This window comes from Ohtaekwangia koreensis, assembly GCF_900167975.1.
GTDB lineage: Bacteria > Bacteroidota > Bacteroidia > Cytophagales > Cyclobacteriaceae > Ohtaekwangia > Ohtaekwangia koreensis.
The window spans coordinates 471,274-487,970 of record NZ_FUZU01000004.1 but is presented as its reverse complement, the minus strand read 5'-3'; the positions used below and the strand labels follow the sequence as shown (position 1 = coordinate 487,970).

13 protein-coding genes are annotated in these 16,697 nt (G+C 42.4%); 9 read left to right on the top strand and 4 right to left on the bottom strand.

The window, feature by feature from the left end; all coding sequences use genetic code 11:
- Window positions 1-9: 9 nt before the first annotated feature.
- Window positions 10-1,059, bottom strand: a complete 1,050-nt coding sequence (gene lpxD, locus B5Y40_RS25335; protein ID WP_079689657.1) for a UDP-3-O-(3-hydroxymyristoyl)glucosamine N-acyltransferase — start codon at window positions 1,057-1,059, stop codon at window positions 10-12.
- A 109-nt stretch (window positions 1,060-1,168) separates the two neighbouring features.
- Window positions 1,169-2,395: an HD domain-containing protein gene (locus tag B5Y40_RS25330; RefSeq protein WP_079689656.1), complete on the bottom strand. Its 1,227-nt coding sequence runs from the start codon at window positions 2,393-2,395 to the stop codon at window positions 1,169-1,171.
- 140 nt (window positions 2,396-2,535) lie between these two features.
- Here B5Y40_RS25330 and porX point away from each other — a divergent pair, with 140 nt between their 5' ends.
- The 4 genes from porX (at window position 2,536) to B5Y40_RS25310 (ending at window position 6,701) form a co-directional block, all read left to right on the top strand.
- Window positions 2,536-4,095 carry a T9SS response regulator signal transducer PorX gene (porX, locus tag B5Y40_RS25325; RefSeq protein WP_079689655.1) on the top strand — a complete coding sequence of 520 codons (1,560 nt, stop codon included), beginning with the start codon at window positions 2,536-2,538 and terminating at the stop codon, window positions 4,093-4,095.
- Window positions 4,092-4,550 carry a tRNA (adenosine(37)-N6)-threonylcarbamoyltransferase complex ATPase subunit type 1 TsaE gene (gene tsaE / locus B5Y40_RS25320; protein ID WP_245840776.1) on the top strand — a complete coding sequence of 153 codons (459 nt, stop codon included), beginning with the start codon at window positions 4,092-4,094 and terminating at the stop codon, window positions 4,548-4,550. Before porX ends, tsaE begins: the two co-directional genes overlap by 4 nt.
- Window positions 4,522-5,745, top strand: coding sequence for an alanine dehydrogenase (locus tag B5Y40_RS25315; protein WP_079689654.1), 1,224 nt, complete (start codon window positions 4,522-4,524; stop codon window positions 5,743-5,745). Before tsaE ends, B5Y40_RS25315 begins: the two co-directional genes overlap by 29 nt.
- 206 nt (window positions 5,746-5,951) lie before the next feature.
- Window positions 5,952-6,701, top strand: coding sequence for a hypothetical protein (locus B5Y40_RS25310; RefSeq protein ID WP_143785940.1), 750 nt, complete (start codon window positions 5,952-5,954; stop codon window positions 6,699-6,701).
- Here B5Y40_RS25310 and B5Y40_RS25305 read toward each other — a convergent pair.
- Entirely contained in the window at window positions 6,698-9,358 is a 2,661-nt protein-coding gene (locus B5Y40_RS25305; protein ID WP_079689652.1) for a valine--tRNA ligase, read from the bottom strand. The genes B5Y40_RS25310 and B5Y40_RS25305 overlap by 4 nt on opposite strands.
- Window positions 9,359-9,534: 176 nt before the next feature.
- Here B5Y40_RS25305 and B5Y40_RS25300 point away from each other — a divergent pair, with 176 nt between their 5' ends.
- A complete protein-coding gene (locus B5Y40_RS25300) occupies window positions 9,535-10,668 on the top strand; it encodes an MFS transporter (RefSeq protein WP_079689651.1) in 1,134 nt (377 codons plus the stop codon).
- Window positions 10,669-10,822: 154 nt separating this feature from the next.
- Here B5Y40_RS25300 and B5Y40_RS25295 read toward each other — a convergent pair whose 3' ends face one another.
- Window positions 10,823-12,190 carry a methyltransferase RsmF C-terminal domain-like protein gene (locus B5Y40_RS25295; RefSeq protein ID WP_079689650.1) on the bottom strand — a complete coding sequence of 456 codons (1,368 nt, stop codon included), beginning with the start codon at window positions 12,188-12,190 and terminating at the stop codon, window positions 10,823-10,825.
- A gap of 90 nt (window positions 12,191-12,280) precedes the next feature.
- Between B5Y40_RS25295 and fahA the strand changes: the two genes are divergently transcribed.
- From fahA to B5Y40_RS25275, 4 genes are all read left to right on the top strand, one after another.
- A complete protein-coding gene (fahA, locus tag B5Y40_RS25290; RefSeq protein WP_079689649.1) occupies window positions 12,281-13,552 on the top strand; it encodes a fumarylacetoacetase in 1,272 nt (423 codons plus the stop codon).
- A 59-nt stretch (window positions 13,553-13,611) separates the two neighbouring features.
- Window positions 13,612-14,088: a hypothetical protein gene (locus B5Y40_RS25285; RefSeq protein WP_079689648.1), complete on the top strand. Its 477-nt coding sequence runs from the start codon at window positions 13,612-13,614 to the stop codon at window positions 14,086-14,088.
- Window positions 14,089-14,967, top strand: a complete 879-nt coding sequence (locus B5Y40_RS25280) for a flavin reductase family protein (RefSeq protein ID WP_079689647.1) — start codon at window positions 14,089-14,091, stop codon at window positions 14,965-14,967. It abuts the gene before it with no gap.
- 135 nt (window positions 14,968-15,102) lie between these two features.
- Window positions 15,103-16,614, top strand: coding sequence for a choice-of-anchor I family protein (locus B5Y40_RS25275; RefSeq protein ID WP_079689646.1), 1,512 nt, complete (start codon window positions 15,103-15,105; stop codon window positions 16,612-16,614).
- Window positions 16,615-16,697: the final 83 nt, after the last annotated feature.

The following is a 16,697-nucleotide window of genomic DNA, read 5'->3' as shown; positions in this document are numbered from 1 at the left end:
GCTCTTTGGCTAGTGCTGCTTTACTCGTGCCATTACTTTTTTCTCAAGCTCACGAAGTCGTTCGTTGAGGTCTGGTAAATTTTTAAATACAGCGTATGATTTGTAATAATCCTTAACATCAAAGGCAGGAGAGCCCATCAGTTTCAATCCTTCCTCTTGCGTAGATTTAGCAGTGCCGGATTTTGCTCCAAAGCTTGTGTTGTTTGCTATGATAAGATGGCCTGCGATACCTACTTGTCCGGCCAATACACAATTCTCCCCGATTTTGGTTGATCCTGATACACCGGTTTGAGCTGCGATCACCGTGTTCTTGCCAATCTCAACGTTATGTGCGATCTGAATTAAGTTATCAAGCTTAACGCCCTTGCGAATAATGGTTGAGTCACCAAATAATGTAGCACAATCTATAACTGTGTTGCCACCGATGGTTACGTTATCTTCCAGAATTACATTGCCGAGTTGAGGTATAGTCTTGTACGTGCCGTCTCCCTGTGGTGCAAAACCAAAACCATCGCTTCCAATCACAGTTCCGGAATGAATAACACAATTGTTACCAATACGTGCACCCGCATATATCTTTACTCCAGAGTGAAGAATAGAGTTGTCGCCGATTACAACATCATCGCCAATGAAAGCGTGCGGATATATCTTTACGTTGTCGCCGATCTTTGCGTTGTTACCGATATAGGAGAAAGCTCCGCGGTATATATTTTTACCTACCACTGCATTCTCTCCGATATAGCTTGGCTGCTCGATACCAGTTTTTTGAAAGCTGATCATTTTATGATACTCTTCAAGCAACGCGGTGAAGCTGCTATATGGATCGTCTACTAAAAGAAGATTCGTGCTTATTTCTTTACGAGGAACAAAATCTTTTTTAACGATAACAACGGTAGCTTGTGTAGTATAGATATACTGCTCGTACTTGGGATTGGAAAGAAATGCTAGTTGCCCTTTTTTTGCATCCTGTATTTTCGCGAGCATGTTTATTTTCGCGTTGCCATCTCCCTGCACTTCGCCACCTAGCATGGCTGCTATTTGATTAATGGTAAATTCCATGTTCCGTTTTCGTTGTTAGAGTTATCCTTTATCAGCAGGTTCTGTTTTCGTAGAATTGAATGGTCACTTGCACAAACAATTAACGGTTACAGATAACGGATAACGAATCTTACAAAGATACATTTTTAGGCCAGCAGAGATAGTTTTTTTTTACGATTTTACTGATGGCTTTAATATTTGGAAGATCAGAAGCATGCGCAATATCCAAAAGCTCACCACTCTTCATAAGTATACTGATCTGTTGGCCTTCGGTATACGCTTCGTTTGTTACGGTTCCGTAGGAGTATAGATAGGAAGTTTCTGCGCGAAGCGTTTTATACTCTTTGGCAATTGCTTCACGAATTTTTTCAATGGTACTTTTCCCAATGGGTTCCTGGCTCAACCGGATCTGAAATAAATTTCTCGTCAGTAACATTTCAGAAAGCATGGAAAGAATTTCATCCGGATGATTTCTCCAGCACTTCATCGCCCCCCATATATCATTGTCATCCAACTGTCCGAAGGAGCGAAGTAAAGTAACATCCTCCTGGAAATCAGACAACGAGAAATCACGTTTTAAAAATTTAGTCAGTGCTTCACTGGCGTGCAGCGTTTCTCCTGCGTGCATCAACGTCTGTGCTCTTCGGATTGTATTTACCAACATGCGTTCAGCGCTCACAGAGACTTTATGCAGATATACCTGCCAGTACATAAATCTTCTGGCGTTCAAAAAATTCTCGATGTTCAGAATACCTTTCTCTTCTACCACCAGTGTATCATGGTGTACATGAAGCATCGCGGTGATACGTTCTACACCAATGTTACCTTCGTGTACGCCTGTGAAAAAACAATCACGCTTCAGGTAATCCAATCGATCTATATCCAGTTGACTGGAAACAAGCTGATGAAAGAATTTTCGCTCGTAACTATTTCTGAAAATCTTCAGCGTAAGATCAAGCGCTCCGTTGAAAGTCTCGTTCAAACTTTCCATGAATAAATACGACAAGCTTTCATGTTTAACACCACGAAGTAAATCATACTCCAATGCGTGGGAGAAAGGCCCGTGCCCTATATCATGAAGTAGTACGGCGAGCTGTGCAGCTTCATATTCCTGAGCAGAAATCTCAGCGCCTTTCGAACGCAACGTGTCCAATACTTTACCCATCAAGTGCATGGCACCGAGCGCATGTTGAAAGCGGGAGTGATGTGCTGCCGGGTAAACGAACTCGGTTAATCCAAGTTGTTTGATATGGCGCAACCGTTGAAAGTATGGATGAGAGATGATATCGAAAACAAGTTCACTCGGAATTGTAATAAACCCGTATACCGGGTCGTTTATAATCTTCTTTTTATTCATGAATGGCGTTGTACGTTATTCATTATCGTTAATCGAAAAAAATACCTGTTATCCGGTAGTTCATAAAAAACATTCAACGAATAACGATTAACGGATAACCTGTAACAGTATAATCCGTAACTTCCGAAAAAATTCAAATCATGCAAAGATATAGCATTTTGTGGGCGGACGATGAGATTGATTTGTTGAAACCACACATCCTTTTCCTGGAGCAACGCGGATACGATATAACTCCGGTGAATAACGCCTCGGATGCAGTCGAGTTAAGCGATGAAAAACATTTTGATGTAGTATTCCTGGACGAGCACATGCCCGGCATGTCTGGCCTCGAAGCACTGAGTATAATAAAGACGAACAAGCCGAACCTTCCGGTGGTGATGATCACCAAGAACGAGGAGGAGCATATTATGGAAGAGGCCATCGGTTCCAAGATTGCCGATTACCTTATCAAGCCTCTTAACCCCAGCCAGATTTTACTCTCTGTAAAAAAGATACTTGATAATAAACGTCTCGTCATTGAGAAAACAAATCTGAACTATCAGCAGGAGTTTCGGAAGATCAGCATGGCCTTTATGGATGACATGAACCATGAGCAGTGGGCTGATATCTATAAGAAGCTTATCCATTGGGAACTTCAGATGGATCAACCTGATAACCAGGAGATGGGTGATGTACTGGATATGCAGAAGACGGAAGCAAATGCAAATTTCTCCAGGTTCATTACGCGTAACTATGAATCGTGGTTGAACAATCCGAGTGCTGATAAACCTTTATTGTCGCATCAGTTGATGAAGAAGAAAGTCTTCCCGGAGCTCGGAGGGAAACCATTATTTTTTGTGTTGATCGATAACCTGCGGATTGATCAGTGGAAAGTGATAGAGCCGATCATCTCGGAATATTTTAATATCGAAAAGGAAGAGAATTACTATTCAATTCTTCCGACTACTACCGCCTATGCGCGTAATGCTATATTTTCAGGACAGCTTCCTTCGGAGATGGCGAAGACTCACCCTGATCTGTGGGTTGGTGAAGATGAAGAAGAAGGCAAGAATAACTTTGAAGATGAATTTCTGGCCAAGCAATTGAGACGTAATAATCTCAATGTGAAAATGTCGTATCACAAGATCAAGAATATGGAGGAGGGAAGAAGTCTTGCCGACACGGTGAACAACCTCTTTAAGAATGATCTGAATGTTATAGTATATAACTTTGTTGACATGCTTTCGCATGCCCGTACGGACATGGCAATGATCCGCGAACTTGCACCAGATGAGTCTGCGTACCGCTCTATTACACGTTCATGGTTTTTACATTCTCCGTTGTTTGATATACTCAAAAAGATATCTGAGAAAGATGTGAAAGTTGTGATTACAACCGATCACGGAACCATCCGCGTGAAGCGCGCTTTTAAAATTATTGGAGATCGGAGTGTCAATACCAACCTGCGCTACAAGCAAGGCAAGAACCTGGGATTTGATGGCGATAAAGTAATGCATGTTACCCGGCCCGAAAAATTATTTTTGCCGAAGCCCAATGTTTCCACTTCGTATGTATTCGCTACGGAAGATCAGTTTTTTGCGTATCCGAACAACTTTAACTACTACGTTAATTTCTATAACGACACCTTTCAGCACGGAGGTATAAGTCTGGAAGAGATGATCATTCCTATAATTTTCTTAACTTCGAAAAATGTGTCATGATCAAAGAGGGGATGGTTTACCAGGGGGTAAGCCTTGAAACGTTGGATACTATCGCGCAGGAGATCGTGAAAACATGGTCCGGACCTCCCGTTTGGCTTTTTCATGGCGAAATGGGAGCAGGGAAAACAACCTTGATCAAAGCTATATGCAGATCATGGAAGGTGACCGATGTGATGAGCAGTCCTACTTTTTCGATCGTCAATGAATACGAAACCGAAGGAGGAGAGAAAATTTATCACTTTGATTTTTATAGGATAAAAAATGAGGCGGAAGCTTGGGATATTGGAACGGAAGAATACTTTTATTCAGGAAATCGTTGCCTGGTGGAGTGGCCGGAAAAGATACCTTCTCTCATTCCGGCAGCGTATGCTGCTGTTAGTATAGCGATTGAGAATAATACACAAAGAACTATAGCCATTTCTGTTCATGACGGAAAAGAAGAAAACCGGATTTGAGGCGTTGGCCAAAAGCAGTCTGGTGCCACAAGAGCAAATGCTCGAAGTACGAAAACGCAGACACACATTCTTTCTCGGATTACCTCGGGAAGTGTCGCTACAAGAAAACCGGATCAGCTTAACACCCGATGCAGTAGCGCTGTTGGTAAACAACGGCCATGATGTTTGGGTTGAAACGAAAGCAGGTCTGGGATCCAAGTTTACAGACAAAGATTATAGCGAAGCCGGAGCTAAAATAGTATATAGTCCTCAAGAGGTATATCAAGCCGATGTCATATTAAAGATCGAGCCTCCCACGATGGAGGAGATCGAACTAATGCATTCCGGCCAGACGTTGATCTCAGCATTGCAGTTAGGACATCTGAAAGTTGAATGCCTGCAGGCGTTACTGAAAAGAAAAGTAACAGCACTGGCTTACGAATTCATCGAAGATAAAGTAGGCGGTATGCCGATCATTCGGGCGATGAGTGAGATCGCAGGCAGTACCGTAATGTTAATTGCTTCCGAATACCTGAGCACAGGAAATAACGGCAAAGGAATTATACTCGGAGGTATAACCGGTGTGCCACCCACAAAAGTTGTTATTATAGGAGCGGGTACAGTGGCTGAGTATGGCGCGCGTGCTGCCCTCGGGCTTGGTGCTGATGTTCAGATCTTTGATAACCATATCTATAAACTTCGCAGGATCAAACACCTGCTGGGAATGCAGATATATACTTCCACAATTGATACCATTACGTTGAGCGATACACTAAAAACTGCAGATGTAGTAATCGGTGCCTTACGCGCAGAGAAAGGAAAAGCCCGCCATGTTATCACGGAGGAAATGGTGAGCCAGATGAAGCCTGACTCGTTGATCATAGACCTGAGTATTGACCAGGGAGGTTGCGTGGAGACATCGGAGATTACGGATTTGGGTAGACCTGTTTTCCGCAAGCATGATGTTATTCATTACTGTGTGCCGAATGTAGCATCACGTGTAGCACATACTGCCACCAATGCACTCAGCAATATATTTACCCCAACCATTTTACGCGCCGCTGAAGAAGGTGGCGTGGAGGCCATGATCTTCTCGCATAAATGGTTTATGAAAGGCGTATATACCTATAAAGGCGGACTTACAAACGAGCATGTAGCGCGTAAGTTCGGATTGAAGTATAAAAATATAGAGTTATTAATGGCCGCAAGATTCTAAAAATATACTGTATATATAGTAACCGGTATCGGTTGAATAAAAGCCCCTTGGATCGAATAATCCAAGGGGTTTTGTTTTTGGAGTTTCATAGTCGATCACAATATGCTTTGAAAATCACACGCAAGACGGGGGATTGACTTCCTATAGCCTGTCGCTGTAAATTAGATTAGAATGTTTCACCATCGTGAGACCCAAACGAAAATCGTATGCAGCAGCGTCTATACTTTTTTATTTTGCTGGCTTTACTTGTGATGACACAGAACAGTGATGCACAGTCTGTAGTGCCATCGAGCATTCGTGCCACCAATACAATTGATAAACTCTCAGATATGCGCGGCCTGGAGACGGGCGAAATGCTGTTTGGAATTCCGTTACCGGAAGGTAAAGTGATTGGCGATACATACCTGGATGTGAAATGGAAAACGGGTTCCATCATGTTGTATGATAAAGATAGATTGATTGAGCGCTACCCGATTCGCTATGATATACATGCGAATGAACTCGATATAAAAACCGGAAAAAGTGTTAAGGTGATTGCCGGAAATAAGATCAAAAGTTTTTCGTGGATTGATTCTTCGTATACAGCCCCTATATATTTCATCAACGCAAAAGATTTCAAGGATGAAGAAGGCGGAAGCTTCTCTGGATTTTTCGAAGTACTGATAGACGGTACGTTGCCTTTACTGCGTAAGACAGACATCGTTGTGAAAAAAGCAGATTACAACGTGCAGCTCAATGTTGGCAGTACAGACGATAAGATACTGAAGAAAGATATATACTATTATATGAAAGATGGTAAAGCATTGGAAGTTCCTTCTTCCAAAAAGAAATTACTGGCGTTGTTCGGGCACCATGCAGAAGCCGTAGAGAAGTATATGAAAGAAAATAAAGGTGCAACCAAACAGCGCGACCTGGTACTGGCTTTTGATTATTATAAAAAGCTTGTCAAGAACTAAAGTCTTGACAAGCTTTCCTCTAATGCTTTTATCTTCGCTTCAGCATCAGCTTTTTTCTTACGTTCCATTTCAATTACCTGTGGAGGCGCACTGTTTACAAACTTTTCATTTGAAAGTTTTTGATCAACTTTGAACATGAACCCTTTCTGATATTCCAGATCTTTTAATAATGCCTCACGGTCTTTTGCAACGTCTGTATTTCTTTTCTCTATATGCCAGTGCATATCGCCAAAAAAATCTTTGTGTGTCTCACCTTGAATTTCCTTAACAATCTTTGAGTCAGATAATTTTTCAATGAAGAATTTGAGTTTTTCAATAGCTGCATCTCCAAGTTTTCCACTATCGATTATAATTAATGACTTTTCTATGTTTTTAAATCCCTGCTCTTGTCTTTTTTTTCTGACAAAGGCTATACCTTGTTTAACATTTTCAAAAACAGATAGCTTTATTTTTGGAGGCATTTTATCAAGAATATTAGTCTTAGATTCCTGATCTTTAATATTAAAACTAGGCCAAGAGGCAACTATTATACAATCATTTGATTCACGGTACTTTAACTCATGCCACAATTCTTCTGTAAGAAATGGCATAAAAGGATGAAGGGACTTTAATAGAACCTCGAAAAATTCAACGGTTTTATCATAAGTAAGTTTATCTATAGGTTGCCCGTACTCGGGCTTTATCATTTCTAAGTACCATGCACAGAAATCATCCCATATCAATTTATAAATTGAATGCAATGCATCAGAAATTCTAAACTTGCTTAGATGATCATTAAATTCAATTAAAGATTCTTGTAGCTTTAAGTCAAACCATTCTATCGCTACTTCATTCTCTTTAGATGTAATAGATATTGAAACGTCTAACCCCTTTACAAGTCTAAAAGCATTCCAGATCTTGTTCGCGAAATTTCTTCCTTGCTCAACAAGTTTGTCATCGTAGAGTAAATCATTTCCTGCAGGAGAGCTGAACAGCATACCCGTACGCACGGCATCGGCACCGAAGTTGGCAATCAGGTCGAGCGGATCGGGCGAATTACCCAACGACTTCGACATCTTGCGTCCTTGCTTGTCGCGTACTATACCGGTGAGGTATACATTCTTGAAAGGCTTCTCACCGCGATACTCATATCCGGCAATGATCATGCGTGCTACCCAGAAGAATAAAATCTCCGGAGCAGTAACCAGGTCATTGGTAGGGTAGAAGTAATTCAGATCTTCGTTCCCTTTATTGCCATCCTTAAATATAGTCGTATCAAATACTGCAGTCGGCCACAGCCAGCTTGAGAACCACGTGTCCATTACATCGGTCTCTTGCGTGATCTTTATACTTGCCCCTGGCTTTTTGCTTTTGAATAATTCAATCGCCTCTTGTTCTGTTTTGGCAACCACATAGTCACCCGACTCATCAAACCATGCCGGTATTCTATGCCCCCACCACAACTGACGAGATATACACCAGTCGCGTACATTACTCATCCAATGGTTATAGGTATTCTTGAACTTTGCCGGGATGAGTTGAATATCATCGTTCATCACATGCTCCAATGCAGGCTTGGTAATGGTATCCATTTTCAAAAACCACTGCAATGATAAACGGGGTTCGATCACAGCATCCGTTCTTTCAGAGAAACCAACGCTGCTGGTATAGTCTTCTGTTTTTGCAAGACACTCTTTCGCTTCCAGTTCTTTGGCGATCTTCTTACGTGCAATGAAACGGTCTTCACCTATAAAGATCTGCGCTTTACTGTTCAATGTTCCATCTTCATTCAGTATATCGAGTACTTCCAGGTTGTGCTTTCTGCCCAATTCATAATCGTTCATATCATGAGCCGGTGTAACTTTCAGACACCCTGTACCGAAATCCATGGTTACATAATCATCTTCAATGATGGGTATAGCACGATTGATCAATGGAATTATAGCGCGCTTACCTTTCAAATGTTTATATCGCTCATCGTTTGGATTTACACAGATGGCTGCATCCGCCATGATGGTCTCCGGACGAACCGTAGCGACCGTAACGAATTCATCTTTACTTCCTTCAATGGCATACTTGATATAGTATAGCTTTGACTGAACTTCTTTATGAATTACTTCGTCATCCGACAACGCAGTTTTTCCGAGAGGGTCCCAGTTCACCATGCGCAATCCACGATATATATATCCCTTCTTATGAAGATCGATGAATACGTCAATTACCGCGTCATAATAATCAGGGTCCATGGTAAATTTAGTCCGGTCCCAATCACATGAAGCTCCGAGTTTTTTAAGTTGCTCCAGGATTATGCCCCCGTACTTCTCCTTCCATTCCCAGGCATACTTTAAAAAATCTTCGCGCGACAAATCTGATTTCTTGATGCCACGTTCGCGCAGCATCGCTACAACTTTTGCTTCCGTAGCAATAGAAGCATGGTCCGTGCCCGGTACCCAGCAAGCCTCTTTGCCTTCCATGCGAGCCTTGCGCACCAATACATCTTGAATAGTATTGTTCAACATGTGGCCCATGTGTAACACACCTGTCACGTTAGGTGGAGGTATTACAACGGTATAAGGCTCTTTGTCAGGATTCGGCTTTGCGTGAAAGAATCCGTTTTCCATCCAGTACTGGTACCATTTTCCTTCTACTTCAGACGGATTGTATTTAGTCGATAGCATATTCGTTCGTGTTACGGCTGTTAAATGACAATTAATCGATAACAGCCAGCGCGCAAAAATAAAGAAAATGCGCAAACAGGAGGCAGAACAGAAGCCCGCGCCAGGAATTTTTATAATAACCGAGATCCAACTGCAACGGCTGCTTCGTAGATAGCTACGTCTTAACTAAAAAGTCTATGGAAGCTTTTTCAATTCATCGGAAAGATAATTTGATTCAATGGAAACAATTGTGGAGCCTGGCCGCACTATACGGCTCCATCGTGATCGGGTGGATCGCTTACCAGCGGTATCAACCGAAATTGTTAGTGCAGTTTAATTTTACTGATTTTTCACTTTTACTGATTATTGCGCAAGGGTTGATCTTAACCATCACACCGCCCATAGCCGGTAAGTTGGGAGATCGTTATCGTTTTGAAATGGGACATCGGATTCCGGTGATCACAGCAGGAATCAGTTTCGCAGCCATGATCTTTATGGCGGTTGCCTTTACGCTCTTCAGCAACCCGAACGAAATCTTCAAATGGATTTTACCTGTATTGATTATTTTCTGGCTCATCGCGATGAGCATCTTTACAAGTCCTGCGCTCTCTACGATGGAGCTTTTTACACCTGTAGATAAATTACCGAAAGCTATGGCTATACTCACCATCGTAGCCAACTTGATTTATTCGTTAGAACCTGTCATTGTTGACATCATTGATTTTTTAGGAGCACCCATAACCTTTATGGCTGGTGGTGTAGTAGTATTTATATCGGGTTATGCACTCAAGAGAAATTCGCTATCCCTTTTTAGCAAACAGGATAATAAAGAAGACGCTCATGCTTCAATCTCCACCAACACGCAGCGTTCACGTTTCGGGTATATATTCTTTTTAGGAATTGTATTGGGGATCGCGACCACTGTATTGTTCAATATGTTTCCTGAAATTTTGCAAGCGAAGACTGGTGCATGGATGCAAACATCCAATGGGAAAATATTGATCGTGGATATACTCGTTCTGTCCGCTGTGGTGTCGTGGCCCATTAGTAACCTGGTGAACAAAGTAGGAATGGATCGTTCGTTCTGGATCAGCTCATTCGGTATTGCAATCAGTATAGTTTCAATTTTTGTTTTTCAATCAACCGCTATAGTGGTAGTCATGACGATGGTATTTGCATTGACGTTTGCAACACTCTCCGTTAGTTCATTACCCCTGGCGATCAAATATTCAAATTATAATCAGAAAGTTTTTTGTGTAGGGATTTTCTTTAGTGGAGTTGCTTTGCCGGATGGCATTGTAGAGACATTGCAAGCCCTGCAGATTTTCTAAATTCCATAGACTCGTGGGGTTGGCTTTATGACCGGTCTGATTTCAGCCGGTCATTTTTATTGCATGTACTTGATGTATACTTTGTCGGTGACGAAACAACAGCGTAACAGGTATAGATGCGCAATAATACACCTTGACATATTTTTAGGAAAATCTAAGCTCCCATCCGTATTCTCCACTCAGCCGGATATAAATTATTAATTCTGTTCGGTAACACATTACCCCAACCCAAAGCTATATTTTCATATAGCATTAATGTAAACCCTGTGTGACTGGTGGTTATATTCAATGTCTCCTTACGCAAGTATCGAAGAGCATCTTCCCGGCTTAAAGCAAGCGCAGGAAAATTAGCATGATTTAATTTTACTGAAAGTGCGAGCGCGTGCTCAGGCACCAGCTTCTCATGCTTGACTACCGCTGCAAATGTACCAGCGGATACCAATCGTAAATTTTTGGAGAGCGTTTCAATCTCCTGACTTTTAACCGATGGGAAAAACTGGATTACATCTTCGCGCTGAATAAAAGATATACCTTCAGGGTCAATCACCCACGACTGAATCTGTTCCAGTATTTTTTTTGAAGGCGGTTGAAAACCAGTCTTCGCGTTTTTCATACGAAGTATATCTGCATTTTCTTTTTTACGAATAACGCTGATGAAGAATCCTTCTCCCTTTACACGATGCGGATAAAAGTGATACCCTGTAATTCCATCCTGCTCAACTTCAACCGCACCCCAGGCATCATCAAGTTTTATCTTTAGAAATTCAACATCGTGCGACTCCTTTAGCCACACCAGGTTTTCTTCATTCTCTTCAGGATTATACGTACACGTTGAGTAAACGAGAATTCCATTTTCTTTCAGCGAACTCCATATATCACTTACAATTCTTCGTTGACGCTTGCTGCAAAGCATAACATTGTCATCCGACCATTCCTGCATAGCACCGGCATCTTTTCTGAAAAGTCCTTCACCGGAACAAGGCGCATCCACGACCATTACGTCAAAGAAGCCGGGCAGACGCTTAAAATCTTCCGGATCATTGTTTGTAACCACCACCTGGTTATAGCCCCACTTCTGAATATTTTCAGAAAGTATATTCGCACGTGAGCGGATCACTTCATTCGACACCAACAAACTTTCATCATTCAATAAACTTACAAGGTGCGTTGACTTACCTCCCGGTGCTGCGCAAAGATCAAGTACATGAATCGATTGATCGAGATCAATACATTGCTTCACAGCCTGCTCCACAAACATCGAACTTGCTTCCTGCACATAATAGGCACCACCATGAAGAAAAGGATCCAGCGTAAACACCGGGCGCTCCGCCAGGTATCGGCCATTCTCTGCCCATGGTATATGCACGGTATAGGAATGATTAAAATGCTTGCGCGGATTAAGGCGAATACTAACAGGAGCGGGTTCTGCCAGACTTTTTAAAAAATCCGGAAGAGCTTCACCCAGTTGATGTTGCATTTTTTGCAGAAACGATGCGGGCAGATCAGCAGCTTGCGTTGACATGGTGCGAAAGTAATCACAAAGTGTTTTGTTTCGAAGTAACTTTTTTTCAGGAAGCTTTTACTTTGCCCTTCGGCTTGTTAGGTTTACCCTATGATAAAAGCAAACGATCCGGTATTGAAAAGTTGGGTAGAAATTCCAAAAGGTTCTGATTTCCCGATTCAGAATCTCCCGTTTGGGATTTTTAAAACAAAGTATCTTTCAGCGGTCGCGGGCGTTGCCATTGGTGAGTATGTACTCGACCTGGTATATCTTCATGAACATGGCTACCTCGATGGTCTTGGCTTACCAGCAGGAATCTTTAATCAAAAATACCTCAATGACTTTTTTGCGTTGGGAAGAATGAAAGTGCGCGAAGTACGCGAACGTATTTCTGAACTTCTTCGCGATGATATAGATGATCTGAAGATACATACAGCCGACTGTGCGATAGCGCTCATCCCCATGGGTGAAGTACAGATGCTATTGCCCGTAAAGATTCCAAACTATACCGACTTCTATAGCAGTGAAGAGCATGCTACAAATGTAGGCTCCATGTTTCGTGATCCTAAAAATGCGTTGCTTCCCAACTGGAAACATCTGCCTGTTGCCTATCATGGAAGAGCTTCTTCTATTGTAGTTTCAGGTACAGATATACATCGCCCGAAAGGCCAGGTGAAATTGGATGATAGTGATCAACCGGTATATTGTCCAAGCCGCAAACTTGATTTTGAATTAGAGCTTGCTTTCATTTCGTGTGGTGAAACTAAATTAGGTCAATCCGTACACACGCATCAGGCAGAGAATTATATAGTTGGTTTTGTGTTATTCAACGATTGGTCGGCACGCGATATTCAGCAGTGGGAATATGCACCGCTCGGTCCATTCCTGGGAAAGAATTTCGGGTCAACGATTTCACCCTGGGTGGTGACGTTGGATGCCTTGGAGCCATTTCGCACACAAGGTCCGGAGCAACATCCGCATGTGCTTCCCTATCTTTCTTTTGAAGGCGAGAAAAACTTTGATATAGTATTGGAAGTGCTGATGAAATCAGAACATGCCGATGAAACAACTTTGTGCCGGTCTAACTTCAAGTATATGTATTGGAATGTTAACCAGCAGTTGGCGCATCATACAGTGAACGGATGTAACATCCAGGTAGGAGACCTCTATGCTTCGGGAACGATCAGCGGTCCATCACCGGGTTCGTATGGTTCGTTACTTGAATTGACCTGGAACGGCCAGAAGACTTTGCACCTTCCTGATGGAAGTGAACGCATTTTTATACAAGATGGCGACACGGTGATACTGCGCGGCTATGCCGAAAAGTCTGGTGTACGCATCGGCTTTGGAGATTGCTCCGGCAAAATTATTGCGGCACTATAACATATCCAGCACAATGTATATAGCATCACCAGCAGATATATACTAACCTTGAAAGTAAAATGAAAAACAGAATCAATTTTTACTTATTCATTGCAGCTTTAATTGTGTTGGATGCTGTATTGTTGCGCAGTCCGAATTTGCTGGGGAAAATCGGGCTCATCATTTACAAATACCATTACCTTCGCACGTTTCCCAAAGCATTGCTCACAGTATCCCTGGTGGTGGGTATAGCAGTAGTGATAGCGGAAGGTATTCGGTTTATGGTGCAACGTGAAATACTCAAAAGAATTACCGGTAAAGTATTCTTGATATTTTTCATGGTGGCAGTCACGGCTATACTTATTAAAACATCTATGGACTTTACAACGTGGAGTTATAGTCACACCGGATTACGCTTCAGGATTGGTGCACATTTGTTGCCAGCCATTCTGCTTATCGTGTTTGTTTATGCATTTATAACTCTACCGAAAAAACATATACCCTTTCCTGTATCATCAACAGCGGATGATGAACCAAACAAAATCATTATATCCTAAATGCTTACGATCGATCCGAAAGAGATTCCATCCACAAAGCTACATGCCTATTTGCTGGGAGCCGTTACACCACGCCCCATCGCATTTGCCAGCACAGTAGATAAAGATGGAAATGTAAATTTAAGTCCTTTCAGTTTTTTTAATTGCTTTGGCTCCAATCCTCCCTTGCTTATTTTTTCACCTGCACGCAGAGGGCGCGATAATACAACCAAGCATACTTATGACAATGTATTGGAAGTACAGGAGGTCGTGATCAACGTTGTTAACTATAGCATGGTACAACAAGCTTCACTGGCCAGTACCGAATATCCCAAAGGTATAAATGAGTTTGTGAAGGCAGGCTTTACGGAAGTGCCTTCCACTTTAGTAAAACCCCCACGTGTTTCAGAAGCACCTATAGCAATGGAATGTAAAGTATTGCAGGTTGTGCCTACGGGAACAGAAGGAGGCGCAGGCAACCTGGTGATATGTGAAGTAGTGTTGATGCACATCAAAGAAGAAGCGCTCGATGCTGATGGAAAGATAGATCCCTTTAAGCTTGACGCTGTCGCGCGATTGGGAGGCGACTGGTATTGCCGCGTGCAAGGTGATGCTATATTTAGTGTACCGAAGCCTTTGAATACACAAGGTATAGGAGTGGATAATATTCCTCCGGAAATACGGTTCAGCAAAATACTCACAGGAAATGATCTTGGCTTGCTTGGAAATATTGAACGCTTACCAGATGTAGCAAATGATCGGGAATTTATAGCGATGTATCCCGTTCAGCAAGCTCTTCAGGCAGGGGCTGATTCGGTTCATACCATGGCCAGGATATTTCTAAGCGAAGGAAAAATAGAAGATGCCTGGAAGATATTGCTGCTGTCATTAAAGAAATAATATAGTACATGACTGCCGGTTGATATACTGTATAACTGGTATAGCATCTACATTGATAATATATACATAAAATTCCCGTAACCTCTATCAGGAGATTACTTCCTTTTCTTTGCGGTTTAATAAACCCTAAACCTTATGCGGAAAAACTGGAAGTATGTTGCCGTGATGCTCACGCTGATGATGGCGGTAGCATGCGATGATAATGATGGACCCACTATCAACGAAGATCCTGGAACTTTTACCGAGCTTGACGAAATTGAATTAACCGGTGGCGAAACGGCTGCTGAAATTTCGGCCTACGATCCTGCCACAAAACAATTGTTTGTAGTGAATAACGCGAACGGATCAGTAATCGATGTGATCGATTTCTCGACACCGACTGCGCTTGTATATGTTAAAAGTATAGATATAGCTTCCTATGGTGCAGGCGTGAACAGTGTAGCTGTAAAGAATGGTTTGCTGGCAGCAGCCATTGAGGCGACAATGAAAACAGACAATGGAAAAGTTGTTGTATTTGATACCAAGACCTTGACAGAAAAAGCTTCAGTAACGGTTGGTGCACTTCCGGACATGGTAACGTTTAGCCCGGATGGTAAATATATACTTTCCGCCAATGAAGGCGAACCCAATGATGACTATAGCGCTGATCCTGTAGGCTCTGTATCAATCATTACCGTGAATAACTTTGTAGCTACCACGCTTGACTTCGCGGGCTTTGCCGGTCAGGCTGATGTGTTAAAAACAAAAGGACTTCGCGTGTTTGGTAAAGACGCATCTTTCGCGCAGGACATGGAGCCGGAGTATGTGGCGGTATCTTCCGATTCCAAGCTGGCTTGGGTTACGTTGCAGGAGAATAATGCAGTAGCCTATATCAGCCTGGATTCCAAAAGCATTACAAATATTTTCCCGCTAGGTTTTAAAAACCACGCCACCGCGGTCAACGCGCTTGATCCGAGCGATAAAGATAACAGCGTGACCTTTGCAAATTATCCTGTACTCGGTATGTATCTTCCAGATGCTATAGCGTCTTTTGGACAGGGCAATACAAACTATATAATTACTGCCAATGAAGGCGATGTTCGTGAATATACTGCATTGAAAGAAAATGTAAGGATCAAAGATCTTACACTTGATGCAAATGCTTTCCCGGATGGTGCTGCACTCAAAGCAGAGGCCAAGTTAGGACGGCTGTATGTTACTAAAACGATGGGCGATACAGATGGAGATGGCGACTATGATAAGCTTTATAACTTTGGTGCACGTTCGTTCACCATCTGGAATGGAAGTACGGGAGAGCTCGTTCATGATAGCGGCAGTAAACTGGAAAGTGACCTTATTGAAAAAAGTGCCACGGCATATGATGATGCCCGTAGCGATGACAAAGGCGCGGAACCGGAAGGTGTTGTTGTTGGTAAAGTAGGAGACCGTACTATAGCCTTTGTCGGACTCGAGCGTGCTGATGCCGTTGTGGTGTATGATATTACAACCGTCACGTCACCGGAGTTGCTGCAAGTGCTATCAACAGGTGATGCACCGGAAGGAATTATATTTATTCCCGCGAGCGAGAGTCCAAATGGGAAAAGCCTATTGGTGGTTAGCTCGGAAGGCGATGGAAAAGTGAAAGTGTTCCAGCCCAATACGCTCTAAGAACAATTTAAAAATAAAGGGAAGCGCTCATCGGAAGATTAGCGCTTTTTTTATGACTATGCTCAGGACACGTCAAGACAGTT